Annotated in this window: 10 protein-coding genes and 3 tRNA genes; 7 read left to right on the top strand and 6 right to left on the bottom strand. The window is 39.7% G+C overall.

The genetic code is table 11. From position 1 onward, the window contains the following. Positions 1-17 precede the first annotated feature (17 nt). The 4 genes from ptrA to PSF42_RS05305 are packed head-to-tail and all read left to right on the top strand — an operon-like array spanning position 18 to position 8990. Positions 18-2915, top strand: a complete 2898-nt coding sequence (gene ptrA / locus PSF42_RS05320; RefSeq protein ID WP_272679584.1) for a pitrilysin — start codon at positions 18-20, stop codon at positions 2913-2915. Then, positions 2912-6520 carry an exodeoxyribonuclease V subunit beta gene (gene recB, locus PSF42_RS05315; protein ID WP_272679583.1) on the top strand — a complete coding sequence of 1203 codons (3609 nt, stop codon included), beginning with the start codon at positions 2912-2914 and terminating at the stop codon, positions 6518-6520. Before ptrA ends, recB begins: the two co-directional genes overlap by 4 nt. After that, positions 6520-8367: an exodeoxyribonuclease V subunit alpha gene (recD, locus tag PSF42_RS05310; RefSeq protein ID WP_272679582.1), complete on the top strand. Its 1848-nt coding sequence runs from the start codon at positions 6520-6522 to the stop codon at positions 8365-8367. Before recB ends, recD begins: the two co-directional genes overlap by 1 nt. A gap of 53 nt (positions 8368-8420) precedes the next feature. After that, positions 8421-8990, top strand: coding sequence for a hypothetical protein (locus PSF42_RS05305; protein WP_125890306.1), 570 nt, complete (start codon positions 8421-8423; stop codon positions 8988-8990). Positions 8991-9093: 103 nt separating this feature from the next. Here PSF42_RS05305 and argA read toward each other — a convergent pair whose 3' ends face one another. Further along, positions 9094-10437: an amino-acid N-acetyltransferase gene (gene argA / locus PSF42_RS05300; RefSeq protein WP_272679581.1), complete on the bottom strand. Its 1344-nt coding sequence runs from the start codon at positions 10435-10437 to the stop codon at positions 9094-9096. 362 nt (positions 10438-10799) lie between these two features. Here argA and amiC point away from each other — a divergent pair, with 362 nt between their 5' ends. Continuing rightward, positions 10800-12050, top strand: coding sequence for an N-acetylmuramoyl-L-alanine amidase AmiC (amiC, locus tag PSF42_RS05295; protein WP_272679580.1), 1251 nt, complete (start codon positions 10800-10802; stop codon positions 12048-12050). Positions 12051-12185: 135 nt separating this feature from the next. Here amiC and PSF42_RS05290 read toward each other — a convergent pair. The 3 genes from PSF42_RS05290 to PSF42_RS05280 form a co-directional block, all read right to left on the bottom strand. Then, positions 12186-12262 (bottom strand) — tRNA-Met (locus tag PSF42_RS05290). 18 nt (positions 12263-12280) lie between these two features. Further along, a tRNA-Met gene (locus tag PSF42_RS05285) sits at positions 12281-12357 on the bottom strand. A 60-nt stretch (positions 12358-12417) separates the two neighbouring features. Then, positions 12418-12494, bottom strand: a tRNA-Met gene (locus PSF42_RS05280). 231 nt (positions 12495-12725) lie between these two features. On the opposite strand from PSF42_RS05280, the gene mltA reads away from it, so the two are divergent. Together mltA and tcdA are read left to right on the top strand one after the other, a co-directional pair. Then, complete coding sequence (mltA, locus tag PSF42_RS05275; RefSeq protein WP_272679579.1) at positions 12726-13841, top strand: murein transglycosylase A; 1116 nt, start codon at positions 12726-12728, stop codon at positions 13839-13841. 36 nt (positions 13842-13877) lie between these two features. Next, positions 13878-14693 carry a tRNA cyclic N6-threonylcarbamoyladenosine(37) synthase TcdA gene (gene tcdA / locus PSF42_RS05270; protein ID WP_272679578.1) on the top strand — a complete coding sequence of 272 codons (816 nt, stop codon included), beginning with the start codon at positions 13878-13880 and terminating at the stop codon, positions 14691-14693. A gap of 41 nt (positions 14694-14734) precedes the next feature. Here tcdA and csdE read toward each other — a convergent pair whose 3' ends face one another. Both csdE and csdA read right to left on the bottom strand, forming a co-directional pair. Then, the gene (gene csdE / locus PSF42_RS05265; RefSeq protein WP_272679577.1) at positions 14735-15193 is read right to left on the bottom strand and encodes a cysteine desulfurase sulfur acceptor subunit CsdE; all 459 of its coding nucleotides are present in this window, start codon (positions 15191-15193) and stop codon (positions 14735-14737) included. An 18-nt stretch (positions 15194-15211) separates the two neighbouring features. Continuing rightward, on the bottom strand, positions 15212-16417 hold the full coding sequence (csdA, locus tag PSF42_RS05260; RefSeq protein WP_272679576.1) for a cysteine desulfurase CsdA: 1206 nt from the start codon (positions 16415-16417) through the stop codon (positions 15212-15214). Between the last annotated feature and the right edge of the window lie 364 nt (positions 16418-16781).

Genomic DNA, 16781 nt, shown 5'->3' with positions numbered 1-16781 from the left:
CAGGAGAGCACCAAAGGATGCAATATTTATCCAAAAATATCGCTCATCTATTTTTATTACTGATAATTCTCTTCGGTGGTCAAGCTATTGCAGCACAACCACTTTGGCAGGTTTTGCCTGAAACAGTAAATAAAAGTGAATGTGACCCTAGGGAATACAAAGCCATCAAACTCAGTAATGATATGACGGTTTTATTAGTATCGGACGCTAAAGCAACTAAATCATTGGCTGCGGTATCGATACCTGTTGGTAGTATTGAAAACCCAAATAGCCAATTAGGGTTAGCCCATTATTTAGAACATATGGTTTTAATGGGCTCCAAAAAATACCCAGAGCCAAGTAGTTTCTCTGAGTTTTTGCAAAAACATGGTGGTAGCCATAATGCAAGCACGGCATCGCACCGTACAGCTTATTATTTTGAAGTTGAAAATGGAGCATTGAAAGAAGCGACGGATAGGCTTGCAGATGCATTAGCAGACCCGCTTTTAGACCCAATTAATGCCGATAGAGAACGTAATGCCGTTAATGCAGAACTCACGATGGCACGTTCTCGTGATGGGATGCGTATGTGGCAAGTGCGTTCTGAAACTTTGAATCCGTTGCACCCAAACTCACGTTTTTCTGGAGGAAATTTAGAGACTCTGAAAGATAAACCTAATAGCAAATTACAAGATGAGCTAGTGGGTTTTTATAAGCGGTATTATTCTGCAAATCTAATGAATGCAGTGCTGTACGGCGACCAATCTATTGAGTCATTAGCAAATATTGCTCAGGAAACATTTGGGCGTATACCTAATTTTAATGCTAGTGTTCCTGCTGTTAATATCCCTGCAGTAACGGATAACGAAAAAGGCATTATCATTCACTATGTGCCTGCTCAACCACAAAAAGCCATACAAATTGAATTTAGTATTAAAAATAATATGGCGGACTTCCGTAGCAAAAGTGATAGCTATATTAGTTACTTAATTGGTAACAGAAGCCCAGGAACATTGGCTGATTGGTTAATATCGCAAGGGCTTGCTGAAGGTATCAGCGCCTCTGCCACCCCAAATTTAGATAGAAACTATGGTTCATTCTCTATTTATGTCACATTGACTGATAAAGGGCTACAAGAAAGAGATGAAATTATTGCAGCTATTTTTTCTTATCTTGAGTTAATTAAGAATGATGGCGTCAATAAAAGTTACTTTGATGAAATAGCAAAAGTTCTTAATTTATCATTCCGTTATGGCTCAATTGTTAGGGATATGAACTATATTGAATGGTTATCAGACCAAATGATTGATGTTCCTGTTAACCATGTCCTTGATTCAGATTACATTGCTGATAAGTATAACCCTGAGGCGATTAAACAACGTTTATCAGAGCTTACTGCACAAGAGGCGAGGATTTGGTTTATTAGTCCGAACGAACCGAATAACAAAAAAGCTTATTTTGTTGATGCACCGTATCAAGTCAATAAGATCACAGCAAAACAGTTTAAAACGTGGGCAAGTTTAGAATCCAAAATGAACTTCAAACTACCTACTTTAAACCCGTACATTGCTGATAACTTGTCATTAATTAAAACTGATAAGGCTTATAAACACCCTGAATTCATCTATCAAGATGGCAATACACGTGTGTTATATATGCCAAGTCAATATTTTGCAGATGAGCCAAAGGCGAGTATCACCTTATCATTACGTTCTAACCAAGGTGACAAAGACGCTAAGCAACAAGTCACGGGCTCTTTATTACAATATATCGCTTCATTGAAAATGGATGAACTGCAATATCAGGCATCTGTAGCAGGCATGTCGGTCTCTGTTTCCCAAGGTGTTGGCCTGCAATTAAATGCCAGTGGTTACACCCAACATTTACCTGAACTCTTTTTATCCATGACTAAGCTATACCTGAATTTTGAGCCAACGAAACAAGAGTTAGCTCAAGCAAAATCTTGGTATAAAGAGCAAATTGAAGTCGCCAATAATGCGAAAGCTTATGAGCTGGCTATGCAACCGCTTCAGCGTATTAATAGTGTGCCTTATTTTGAGCAAGAGCAGCGCTTAGCCGAGCTAGATAAAATTTCACTACAAGACATCACTAACTACCGTGAAATGATAGTTAAAAGCGCAGCATTACAAGCTCTGGTCTTTGGCAATATGACTGAGTCACAAAGCATTAAAACCATTAAAGATGCACAGCAATTATTAAAGAGCGAAGGTACCAATTGGTGGCGTGGCGATATTGTCGTAATTGACAAAAATTACCTAGCAGATTTCCACAAACAGGGGAACAGCTCCGATAATGCGCTTGCAGAAATCTTTATTCCAGACGGTTATAGCCGCATCGATGGTGCAGTATTATCCGGTATTCTTTCTAAAGTGGTTCAGCCTTGGTTTTATGATCAATTAAGAACCAATGAGCAGCTGGGTTACGCCGTATTTGCTTTTAAAGCAGGGTTGGGTGACCAGTGGGGAATGGGCTTTTTGATTCAAAGTAATGCCAAGACACCGAGTTACTTGAATACGCGTTACCAACAGTTTTATCTTCAAGCATTAGAGAAATTGAAAAAGCTGCCGATAGATGAGTTTAATCAATATAAACAATCTATTATCACTGAGATGAATCAGCCACCACAAACATTTTATGAAGAAGTAGGTCGCTATTCATCTGATTTTTCTAGGAATATTTTCAGTTTTGATACTCGTGAAAAAGTGATTGCAACTTTAGGTACTGCAACAAAAGAGCAAGTCATTGAGTATTATGAAAATGCAGTGATAAAACACAAAGGGTTAGCTGTTAGCTCCCAAGTTATCGGCCAGGGAGTTGATATTAAAGAGGGGTATGCTCATCTAAAAGATTGGGTGCTTTACTCGACAGCTTCTCAGTTGCAAAAGATTTTACCAATAAAGGAAGATGCTGAGTGAATAAAGTGCAGGTAGAGTCCCAATTACTGAATGTTTTTTCATTACCTCTGCGTGGGCAGCGGCTAATTGAAGCATCTGCGGGAACAGGTAAAACATATACAATTGGTATACTTTATCTGCGGCTTTTATTAGGTTTGGGAGGCGCTAATGCGTTTCCTAGGCCGTTAAGTGTTGAAGAAATCTTAGTTGTAACATTTACAGAGGCTGCAACAAATGAGTTACGTGGGCGTATTCGTCAACGTATTCACGATATGCGCTTGGCTTGCTTAAGAAATGGCGTTGGTTTCGAGTCGCAGCCAGAATACCTTGAATTATTAACTGAGCTTTCGGGGGAGTCCCAAAGAAAATTTGCTGCGCAATGGCTGCAGGATGCGGAAAGGCAAATGGATGAAGCCGCTATATATACTATCCATGGTTTTTGCCAAAGAATGCTAGTTCATAACGCATTTGAGTCTGGAGTATTGTTTGAACAAACAATGATCCAAGATGAATTTCCTATACAAAAACAAGCCTGTGCAGACTTTTGGCGTCGCCATTTTTATCCTCTGAATTACTCCATGACAAAAGTTATTCAGTCACTGTGGAATAGTCCAGAAGCATTGCTTTCAGAGATTAAACCTTTTTTACAGGGTGATATTCCTTTAATTATTAACCAACCGAAACAAGTAGAAACCCTAGAAGAACGGCATCAGCGGCTAATTTTGTTAATTGAGTCAGTTAAAACGGCATGGTTAGAAAATTCAGCGGATTTTGAGAAGCTTATCGCTGAGTCAGATGTTGATAAACGAAGTTATAGTACGCGTTTTCTACCCGCATGGCTGATAAAAATTGGCGAATGGGCTCAAGAAGAAACTGAAGATTATCAGCTGCCTAAAGATCTTGAACGCTTCTCGCAAACGGTACTACATAAAAAATCAAAAAGTGGCTCAGGGCCAGAGCATGTTGTTTTTCAAAGAATAGATGAGCTACTTTCTCAATCATTAACCCTGAAAGATCTAATTATTCCACTGGCAATTTCAGAGGTGAGGGCAGCAATTAGCGGTGAAAAACATAACCGTGGTGAAATGGGGTTTGATGATTTGTTGACCCGTTTAGACAATGCTCTTGCTCAAGAAAGTGGAAAGTTTTTAGCTCAGGCTATTAGACAACGTTTTCCAGTTGCGATGATAGATGAATTTCAAGACACAGATGCACAGCAGTATCGTATTTTCCAAAGAATTTACCGAGAAGTTAATGACAGTGCATTACTTTTTATTGGCGACCCTAAACAAGCTATTTATGCTTTTAGAGGCGCTGATATTTTCACTTATATTGAAGCAAAAAATGAAGTTAGCGCTCACTATACATTAGAGACTAATTTTCGCTCATCACAAAATATGGTTGAAGCGATTAATCATCTATTTAGCCATTGTCAGTCACCTTTTATTTTTGAACAAATTCCTTTTCAACCCGTTAATTTTGCTAAGCAAAATAGCGGTAAAAAACTTATCCATAATGGTGAAGAAACCAAAGCGCTTACATTTTGGCAATTGGAAGAAGAAGGTGTCTCCGTTTCTGAATACGAGCAAGCAACAGCTTCACAATGTGCAGTACAAATCGCACAATATTTGCAGGGCGGTTTGCAAGGTAGTAGCTATTTTGACAACAATGGAACGCGTACACCTGTCGAAGCTTCTGATATCACTGTGTTGGTGCGCAGTCGGCGCGAAGCCGTATTAATTCGTGATGCTTTAAATCGGTTAAATATCCCCTCCGTGTTTCAATCTAATCGGGAGAGTGTATTTTCAACGCCAGAAGCGAGAGATTTATTGTGGTTACTACAGGCAGTTTTAACACCGGAAAAAGAACGTGTTTTGCGCAGTGCATTGGCGACGGGGATATTGGGTTTAACTGCTAAACACATTGATGACCTTAACCATGATGAAAAAGCATGGGAAAAGATTGTTGATGAATTTGCTCGTTATGCGATGGTTTGGCAAAAACGAGGTGTGCTCCCCATGCTTAGAATGGTCATGGCACAGAGGAAAATTGCAGAAACATTATTATCAGGCACCGATGGAGAGCGCCGTTTGATGGATGTGATGCATATTGGTGAACTACTGCAAGAAATGTCATTACAGCTTGAAGGTGAGCACACACTAACTCGTTGGCTAGCGCAACAAATATCCCACCCTGATCATCAATCTGACGTACAGCAAATGCGTCTTGAAAGTGATAAACATTTGGTGCAGATCAGTACCATACATAAATCTAAAGGCCTTGAATACAAGATTGTATGGTTGCCTTTTGCAAGCAATTTTTTACCTCAATCTAAAGGCTTATATCACGACAGAACAGATTATGGGGTACGGCTAGACTTAAATGACAGCGAAGAAAATGTTGCTTTAGCTGACCAAGAACGCTTGGCAGAAGACCTGCGTTTATTATATGTGGCACTCACAAGGGCCATTTATCACTGTAGTGTCGGTATTGCGCCATTAATTAAAGGTAACAGGAAAAAAAGTGGTGAAACCGATTTACACTTATCTGCGCTGGGTTACGTTATCCAAAAAGGACAAGCTGGTGATCACCAACTCTTAAACGAAATGTTGGCTGAAATTAGCAATGGTGTTATTGATGTTGCAGTGATTAATCAACCTAAGTCGGAACGCCTGCTATTAGAACAAAATGATAGCATAAACTTATCGGCAAGAGCAGTGACTCGTCATTTTAATGACCACTGGCGTGTTACCAGCTATTCGGGGTTAAGTTATGGTTCAAGCCATACTGAAGCAGAAGAATCAGTTTCAGCATTGCAATTTGCTAATTCATTAGCTCCTAATATGGATGTTGAGGCCAGTGTTGATGTGGAACAACAGGAAGATGAGTTTTTTACTTTAACTCCTCATCAATTTCCTAAAGGTGCGTCACCCGGAACATTTTTACATAGCTTAATGGAAGAGATTGACTTTAGTGAACCAGTTTCGCAAGAATGGTTGGCTGAAAAACTTGAATCTTCTGGGTTTGACTTACAGTGGGCACCAATGCTGCAAGAATGGCTACACGCTATTGTACAGGCACCACTATCAGAAGATGGGTTATGTTTATCTGCTTTACGGCCTCAAGACCAATTAGATGAGATGCAGTTTTATCTTCCTATTGAGTCAATATTGGGGGCAGGTCATTTAGATAAGGTAACGCATCAATATGACCCATTATCACAACGTTGTCCTCCACTAAGTTTTGAGAAAGTCCAGGGAATTTTAAAAGGGTTTATTGACCTTACCTTTTACTGGAAAGGTAAATTTTACCTTCTTGATTATAAGTCAAATTATCTAGGGGAAGATGCTAGTTTTTATACCCAAGAAGCCATGGCTGAAGCGATGATAGACCACCGCTATGATTTGCAATATCAACTATATTCGTTGGCTTTACATCGTTACTTAAAGCAAAGAATGCCTAATTATGATTATGAAACCCATTTTGGGGGTGTCTATTATTTATTTCTAAGAGGGGTAGATGATGTTAACGCCAGTAACGGTATTTTCTTTTATCGTCCTGTAGAGGCGTTTATTGAAGCGTTAGATAGCTTATTTAAAAATGTTCAACAAGGGGAACACGTTTAATGAAATCCCTATTTAATCAGGCTATTGAGCTACGTATCTTCACACCTCTTGATGTGCAATTTGCTTACAGTATTTCTGATGATAAGCACCCGATAGTACTTATGCTTGCCGCACTTCTTAGCGCAGAAACTATGGCTGGGCACGTTTGCTTAGCATTGGCCGATGTTGTACCTGAAAAGTTATTTGCAGGGAGGCATCCTGAATTAGCCGTTGAATTTTGGCAGAAAATGGGGGAGCCGAGCGAACAAGTACTTTATCAAACGCTCAAACAAGCAAATGCAGTGTCGCTATCAACAGAAAACCAGGTCTCGCCTTTAATACTTTCAGGGGAATACTTATATTTTCAACGGATGTGGCAATATGAGCAACATGTTGCAAAGTTTTTCTCTAACACATCAATAGAGAAGCAAAATAATATTCAAATCAAGGAAATACTAGATAATTTATTTCCCACTACTGATGATATTGATTGGCAAAAAATTGCAGCAGCAGTTGCTGTAACCAGCAGGGTGTCAATCATATCAGGGGGGCCAGGGACGGGAAAAACAACAACGGTTGCACGTATCCTTGCCGCATTAATTAAGCTTGAAGCCAAACTTCACCACAAAATTAGAATAGAGCTGGCAGCTCCAACGGGTAAGGCGGCTGCTAGGTTGACGGAATCTCTAGGTGAGGCGATGAAAAAGATGCCTTTAACCGATGCAGAACGCGCTGTTTTGCCTAATCATGCCAAAACATTACACCGTTTATTAGGGGCTCAACCTGAAAGTCAGCAGTTTCGTTATAACCGAGACAACCGTTTATCTCTTGATGTACTCATTGTTGATGAAGCCTCAATGGTAGATTTACCCATGATGAGCAAACTACTTGAGTCACTGCCTGAAAATGCAAAATTAATATTTCTAGGTGATAAAGATCAACTCGCTTCTGTCGAAGCAGGTGCTGTGTTAGGGGATATTTGTCAGTTTGCTGATAACGGTTATAGCATAGAACGAGCATCTCAACTTTCGGCGCTAACAGGGTATTCTGTTGCAGCTTATGCATCACCAAGCGGCCCAATTATTCGTGATAACCTATGTTTACTGCGTAAAAGTTACCGTTTTTCTGCAGATTCAGGGATTGGCCAACTCGCTTTTGCTGTAAATGAAGGCAATGTTTCTCGAGTTCAACAATTACTAAATCAACAACGTCCAGATGTGCATTGTTATATTCAAGAAACAGCGGATGACTACGCTCAAATTTTATTAGATGCCGCTGAAAATTATAAAGAATATCTACTTGCGGTTAAAGATAAAGAAGATCCTGAGCAAGTTCTGAAAAAATTTAATCAATATCGGTTACTAACGGCTCTGCGGGAAGGGCCTTTTGGCGTTATTGGCCTTAATGATAAATTGGAAAAATTATTTCATAGGCAAGGGATAATAAATCGTCCATATAATTTATTGAATAAGCACTATGCAGGCCGGCCAATTATGATTAGCCGTAATGATAGCCCATTAGGACTTTTTAATGGGGATATAGGCATCATTTTACCAGATGAAGAAAATGCACTGAGAGCCTATTTCCAATTTCCAGATGGGACTATTCGTGGAGTACAACCTAACCGGCTTCCACAGCATGAAACAGCTTATGCAATGACAGTTCATAAATCACAAGGTTCGGAGTTTGCTCATACCGCATTGGTTTTACCAAATGTATATTCTCCGGTGATGACACGTGAGCTTGTGTATACAGCGATAACTCGAGCTAAAAAAGAGCTATCTCTTTATGGTAGCCCAAAAGTATTACGTCGAGCCGTTGAAACGCCAACTAAGCGACGAAGCGGTTTAGCGACTCAATTAATATAACTAACTTATTTGTAAGTTACGTGAATAATTCACCCTAAAGTAAAGGTAATGAGATGGATAACCAGCAAGAAATGACAGCAATTACAGTAACATTAAATGCAAGGCTTGAGCCTATTAGGCGTGGTGATTTAGAAGATGCATTTAATGAAGTCATGAAAAGCATGGATAAAAATATCCATGTCACAGGCGGTGGGACATTATTAGGTGATAATGGTGAAGCGCAGGAATGTGATATAGAAATAGCACTTGAAGAGGCGAGTGACGAAAATATCAGTTTAATTATTCAACTTTTTTCCTCAATGTTAGCTCCAAAAGGCTCTCGTTTATTTATTCATGGTGAAGATGTTCGAATCGATTTTGGTTCAGATGAAGGTATGGCTATTTATTTCAACGGGACAGAACTCGCCGATGACGTTTATGAAAACGGGGATATCAGTGAAGTGTTCGATGTTCTAGATGACGCTGTGGAAGATATTGGGAGTATTCATGGCGTTTGGGATGGTCCGACAGAAACCGCATTTTATTTTTATGGTACTTCTTTCGCTGAGATGAAAGCGGCAATCCAACCACATTTAGATTCCATTCCTTTGTGCGAGAAAGCTAGAGTTATTCAGATAGCTTAGCGGCTATTCCCTAGTTTTAAAGCTATGACCCAAACTATGCATCCTTGTATAGTTTGGGCTAAAGTAAGTAATGAAACAGCCATTATGCTGAAGACGTTAATGTTTACTTGTCAAATTGGTTTTTTAGGTCTAAAATCAATATCTTAGAACGACGTTGGTAGTTATATAAAGCCTGCTTTTTCATTGGTAACATCTCAATCTCCGCAGGGGTAAAACCACGCTCTTGAAACCAATGGATACTACGAGTTGTCAGGACAAATAGTTTATCTAAGCCAAATTGTTTCGCTTGTACAGCGACACGGTGCAGTAACTCCTCTCCTCTAGATGAACTTCGGTAATCGGGATGAACAGCGACACAAGCCATTTCACCTAGTTTTTCTTCTGGATAAGGGTAAAGCGCTGCACAAGCGATCACTAAGCTATCACGTTCAATAATAGTAAATTTATCAATTTCCATTTCTAATTGCTCGCGTGAACGTCTAACTAAAATCCCTTGTTGCTCTAATGGGCGAATAAGCTCTAATATTCCACCAATATCATTAATGTTTGCACGGCGGATTTGTTCCGCGCTTTCCATGACGATTTGGGTACCAATACCATCACGAGAGAATAACTCTTGAATCAATGAGCCATTCTCTTGGTAACTCAATAGGTGGCTACGGCGGACACCTCGGCGGCAAGCTTTTGCGGCTCCGCGTAAAAAACGCACTGTTCCTGAATAGTAATCACCTTCAGATTCAAGTTCTTGAATACGGCTTTCTGCTTCATTTGGGAATAATTCAGACAAAATATTGCCTTCTTTGTCTGTGACACCTTGAGAAGAGCAAAAACCGATCAGTTTTTCCGCTTTCATTTTTACTGCCAACTGAGTGGCAATTTCTTCGGAGGTCAGATTAAAACTTTCCCCGGTGACTGAAACGGCAACCGGGCCAATTAACACAATTGAACCATTATCTAACTGATTATTAATGGCATCTTCATTAATACGGCGGATCCTACCGCTGTGGCAATAATCAATACCATCGTCAACGCCTAGAGGTTGAGCAATAACGAAATTACCACTAACCACATTAATGTGTGCACCTTGAAGTGGGGTATTACCTAAGCTCATAGATAACCGAGCTGTGATATCTAATTGTAAAGCGCCTGAAGCTTGTTTTACATATTCAAGAGTATTCGAATCTGTTACGCGAGTATGTTTATGATAAACCGCGTCATATTGGTGCTCTGCTAAAATATCCTCAATTTGAGGCCTAGCGCCATAAACGACAATAATTCGGATGCCTAAACTATGTAATAATCCTATATCATTGACTATACTAGGAAAATTTTCATGCGCAATCGCTTCACCACCAAGCATAATAATAAATGTTTTGCCGCGGTGGGCGTTTATATAAGGGACCGAATGGCGAAACTCATCAACCAACTCGGTGCTGCGCTCTTTCATAACAACCCTCTTAATTGAATTTTTATTCGTTAATATTGTATTTTTATTCTTTTTATCGGTAAATATCAAGTAAAAGATGGGATAAAAAAAGTCACATTTTTATTTTTTACATTTACATATCTCTAAACTTAACTCGATATACTCTATAAAAACTAAATTGCATAAAATTGACACAGAAAGTCACTCACAAATATTTTCTCTCAGTATGATTAGGTTATACTCATGTCTGTAACTCTATAGATGCTTTGATATATTCTTAATGACAGAGTGCAAATGATTAGTTAGAGTGCATATTTCAAGGCTAACTATTAGCAATTATCCTAAAATCACTTTATTTCTCAGTTCTAGGTTCGGAATTATTGATGAGTCACCAAGATCACAACCCATCGAAGCGTCGTTTTATTCAAGGCGCAGCAGCAGTTATGTTACTGAGCATTAGCCCATTCGGTTTTTCTGCGAGTAGTAGCGTGGTGGCTGTGCGCATTTGGCCAGCATCGAGCTATACTCGAGTTACATTGGAATCTAGTACTCCATTGAAGTACCGTCAGTTTGTGCTTAATAACCCTGAGCGTATTGTGGTCGATCTTGAAGGGGTGCAGTTAAATAATGTATTGAAGGATATGGGAACCCAAATCCAAACACGTGATCCTTACCTCAAATTGGTTCGAGTTGGGCAATTTGATCCGAAAACGGTTCGCTTGGTATTTGAAGTTAAAAATAAAGTCAGCCCTCAATTCTTTTCAATGGCCCCTGTCGCGGAGTTTAAGCACCGTTTGGTTCTCGATTTTTATCCAGGTAAAGGCGTGGAGACCAATGATGATCCTCTATTGGCATTACTTGAGGATTATAATAAAGGCGATCTTGAAGAAAGCATGCCTGCTCAAGCGAAAAAGCCTGGGAAAGCAGGGACGGATCGCCCAATTATTATTATGATCGACCCTGGACATGGTGGTGAAGACCCTGGTGCGGTAGGTAAATACAAGACACGTGAAAAAGATGTGGTTTTACAGATTGCACGGCGGTTAAAAGCTTTGATAGATAAAGACCCTAAAATGCGCTCCTATATGACACGCAATGAAGATGTCTTTATTCCGTTAAAAGTCCGAGTGGCGAAAGCGCGTAAAATGCAGGCAGATTTATTCGTTTCAATTCATGCGGATGCATTTACTAATCGTTCAGCCCGAGGCTCTTCTGTTTTTGCGCTATCGACGAAAGGTGCGACCAGTAATACGGCTCGTTACCTTGCCCAAACACAAAACGAAGCGGACTTAGTGGGCGGAGTGAGTAAAAGTGGTGATGTGTATCTTGACCATACGATGTTTGACCTTGTGCAAACTGCGACAATAAATGACAGTTTGAAATTTGGTGATGAAGTGCTAAAACGCATGGGGAGGGTTAACAAACTGCATAAGAACAAAGTTGACCAAGCCGGGTTTGCGGTACTTAAAGCACCTGAGATCCCGTCGATTTTAGTCGAAACCGCTTTTATTAGTAATTTGGAAGAAGAGAAAAAATTAAAAACAGCGAAATTCCAACAGCAAATGGCAGAATCCATTTTTGAAGGCGTTAAAGCTTATTTTCGTAACGGTGGTGCATTAGCGATCCGCAATTAGTTAATTTTAAACAGATTAAGAAAGGTGATGAACGTATGTGAATCGCCTTTTTTTATTTTTTATGGATGGTTAAAAATAGTGTTTTACAGTGAGATTAAAAAAGGTGATGGGATCAGAAAGAATATACAAATAAATTGGTTGCGGGGGCTGGATTTGAACCAACGACCTTCGGGTTATGAGCCCGACGAGCTACCATGCTGCTCCACCCCGCGACTGAAGAGGTAAAAAATTGGTTGCGGGAGCTGGATTTGAACCAACGACCTTCGGGTTATGAGCCCGACGAGCTACCATGCTGCTCCATCCCGCGACTGAATTTTTACGACTTTATACTGCAGATTTTTGTGACTTTACTGATTTAATCAGTAATTGGTTGCGGGGGCTGGATTTGAACCAACGACCTTCGGGTTATGAGCCCGACGAGCTACCAAGCTGCTCCACCCCGCGTCCGATGCGGGCACTATACTCGGGATGAGATCTGATGCAAGTTTTTTCGTGTTTTTTTTCAAAATTTAGCATTTACAGAACAAAATTTGTTCTGTCTGGCTGTTTTTTACACTTTGATGAGTTGGTGAATGAAAATAACCACTCTAAATATATTTACACGTTTCATTCCCTAATGGGGTTTGCTATTGTGCGTTTCATATTGGATTGTTGGATTTATCTGGGTGGTAGAGTATGAATATAGAGCTAATAAAAATCGTCAATAAACAAACAATAAAGAAATGGTTTGTAACTAGTATATTTCTTTCTTTATTAGCTGGGTGCCAAACTCATCCAACGGATAAAGGCCAACAATATAAAGATGGCCGCTTAGTGCAAGATTTACAAAAAGTAAATCAAGTGAATGTACAGGGGCGACCAATTAATGCGCCAGATTTTAATAAACAGGTTAATGAAATTAAAAATGCATCACCACGGCTGTTTAAAAATAACAATGATGCTTACCATGCCATAGAAAATTGGTTGATGGCGGGGGGAGATCCAGCTCAATTGGCAAATTTCAATTTAACCGCTTTTCAAATGGAAGGTGCCGATAATTATGGGAACGTACAATTTACAGGGTATTACACACCTGTGATTGAGGCACGTCGTATGGCACAAGGTGAATTTCGTTATCCGCTGTACGGAATGCCCCCAAAAGGAAAAAAACGTTTACCTAGCCGAGCAGCGATTTATAACGGTGCCCTGAGTGATAATTTAATTTTAGCTTATAGTAATTCCCCCGTTGAAAATTTCATGATGGAAGTTCAGGGAAGTGGCTATGTTGATTTTGGGGATGGCAGCCCACTGAATTTCTTTGGTTATGCAGGTAAAAATGGTCACGCCTATAAAAGTATCGGAAAAGTGCTAGTAGATCGCGGTGAGGTTCCTCTAAGCCAGATGTCATTGCAAGCTATCCATGATTGGACTAATCAGCACAGCGAGCAAGAAGTTCGCCAACTTTTAGAAGAAAACCCGTCATTTGTCTTTTTTAAACCGCAATCATTTGTCCCTGTTAGAGGAGCAAGTGCAGTTCCTTTAATTGCGAAGGCATCCGTTGCATCAGATAAAACTCTCATTCCACCGGGTACAGCCTTACTCGCGGAAATCCCTGTATTAGATAATAATGGGAAATTTACGGGGCAGTACGAAATGCGTATGATGATAGCCTTGGATGTCGGTGGTGCAATTAAAGGACATCATTTTGATATTTACCATGGTATAGGCCATGACGCTGGGAAAATGGCCGGTTTTTATAATCATTATGGGCGAGTTTGGGTGCTGAAAAAAAGCCAGCCGCTATTTGGTTGACTGTAGTTACAGGTTTAACTGAGGTTATTCGTTATTATGCAAGCTAAGCTTTCTGATGCTTGGATGCAGCGTTTTGCTGGGATCGGGCGTTTATATGGGCAACATGCTCTTCATCTTTTTGCACGTTCCCATGTTTGTGTCATTGGGGTTGGTGGGGTTGGTGTTTGGGCCGCGGAGGCGCTTGCACGTTCAGGTATTGGGTGCATCACATTGATTGATATGGATGATATCTGTGTGACTAATACTAATCGGCAATTACATGCCATCAAATCGACCGTTGGGCAGCCAAAAGTTGATGTGATGAAAAATCGTATTTTAGAAATTAACCCCGAATGTGTAGTGAATGTTATTGATGATTTTATTACGGTTGATAATGTCGCTCATTACCTTGATGCGGGGTTTGATTATGTTATTGATGCCATTGATAGCGTAAGACCTAAAGCTGCGTTGCTAGCGTATTGTAGGCGCTTTAAGATACCTATTATCACCACTGGTGGGGCTGGTGGGCAAATCGACCCAACAAAAATTCAAGTGGCAGACTTGGCTAAGACTATCCAAGACCCATTAGCGGCTAAGTTGCGAGAACGCTTAAAATCTGATTTTAACGTCGTTAAAAATGGAAAAGGAAAGCTTGGGATTGATTGTGTTTTTTCTACCGAGCAGCTTATGTATCCACAAAGTGATGGCACGGTATGTGCGGCAAAAAGTACTGCGGATGGTTCTAAGCGCATGGACTGCGCTTCAGGCTTTGGGGCAGTGACTATGGTTACGGCGAGTTTTGGGTTTATTGCTGTCTCACATGCACTTAAAAAGATGATAGCAAAATCACAACGGGAAACGGAAAATCTGTAAAGTGAATGAGGCTATTGCAATAGATAGCCTCATCCAATGAATTACGCAGGTGTCATTTCATTGGCAATATTTTGAATTGCAGTAATGAGTGATTGAATACCATTTTGGCGGGATTCGCTGAGTTGGTTAGGTAAGCCGGTTTGAGCTAATAAGTTATTAAAATCAATTTCCATAATCTCTTTTGCTGTTTTTTGCTCTATTGCCGCTAATAAAATGGCAAATAACCCTTTCACCACTCGGCCTTCACTATCCCCATAAAAATGAAATGTTTCATCATCATTGAGAAGCGCTCCAATCCAAACTCGGTTTTCACAGCCTTTAACCTCTTGAGTTTGCAGCTTTTCATCATCAGACAATACAGGCAGTTTTCTCGCCAATTGAATTAACAAACGATATTTATCTTCCCATGCTTTATGTGTGGAAAACTGTTCAACTATTTCTTGACTTTTAATCTCTGTACCGAATGGGTGCGGAGCAAGTTCATGGTTAGTCGAAGTCATTAGGCTTCCTTTATTGATTTATTCATTGAGTATAGAAAGTGAAACGGTGACTGCGTCAATAAATTTATCGACATCTTGCAGGTTGTTGTAAGGCATCATTGAGATACGCAAGCAGCCACTTATATTTAATGCATCCATTAATGGTTGGGTGCAGTGTTGACCATAGCGTAGTGCAATATTTTGCTCGGTCAAGAGGGCTCCCAGATCACTATGATGAACATCTTTGAAGTTAAATGATAGCAAAGGAGAATGTGGCACACTATAGCTAATAAAGCCGGGAAGTGCCGATAGTTTTTTAGTTGCATATTCGGTTAATGAGCAAGTATATGTTTCTGCTAGTGTTAAATTTGTCTCTTCCAGCCACTCTAGGACAGCTGAAAAGGCAATTACTCCAGCAATATTCGGTGTCCCTGCTTCGAACCGTTGGGGAATAGGAGCAAGTGTAAAATTATCAAATGTGACGTGAGTCAGCATTTTACCGCCACCATGCCAAGGGGACATTCGTTCTAACAGTTCTGTTTTTGCATAGCAAACCCCAAGCCCTGTGGGTCCATATAACTTATGTGCTGAAAATACATAGAAATCGATATTCAGATCACTGACATTAATAGGGCTATGGACGACACCTTGTGCACCATCAACAACGACCAGAGCTCCGATTTGGTGGGCAAGTTGGGTGACTGTCTGTATATCTGGCTGATACCCAGTTACATTGGACATTTGCGTAATAGCGATCACTTTCGTTTTTTCTGATAATTTAGATTTGAGTACATCAATGCTCAATGTCAGGTTTTTTTCAACTGGCCATTTTATAATTTTTGCACCGGTTTGCTGTGAAAGTATAATCCATGGTAATAAATTTGAGTGATGTTCTATTTCACTAACAATAATTTCATCATCAGGTTGTAATGTTGAGCGAAAATAACCTTGTGTAATTAAATTAATTGATTCTGTTGTCCCGCGTGTCCAAATAATATTTCTTTCACTTGAAGCACGAATATATTTTGCAGCACGAATTCGCCCCTGCTCATAATCACGTGTTAATTTTAATGATTCAGGTGACTGCCCTCGGTATACCGAACTGCCCGACAAGCGGTAGTAATCATTTGATGCATTGATCATGGCAATAGGTTTCAATGCAGTGGCGGCACTATCAAAAAATAGTGTTGACGAGTCTATCGCTGGAAAGGCGAGGCGAAATGTGGTGTCGCTAAAATGATCCATGAGTATTTTCTTTTTAGTCAAAATTTCAAGGTAATTTGAATTACTGAGTGCTGTATTGCTGATTGTACATTTATTAGTACATTTATAGTTATTTTCTGATTAATTTAAACCCATCATTTTTTAATCTAAACATTGAAATATTTTGTTACGTTTGGTATTAATTGTTGGTAATTATTCTAGATGTGGTTTCAAGATGATTCAGTGTTTTGCATTACAATGCAACGCCTTTTACGTATAAATTTATTTTTTTAAGTGCTTAGTAAATAATTTTCAAGATTTATCTTAAATATCTTACTGAAAGTTTTTTCTGTACACTTGTATTTATCTATAGATATTTGTATTTATTAAGTTAAATTGCTTAAGT

This window comes from Providencia sp. PROV032 (genome assembly GCF_028484875.1).
GTDB classification, from domain to species: Bacteria; Pseudomonadota; Gammaproteobacteria; order Enterobacterales; family Enterobacteriaceae; genus Providencia; species Providencia rettgeri_E.
Note: the sequence above shows the minus strand (reverse complement) of the source record. Positions and strands in the feature narration are given on the sequence as shown.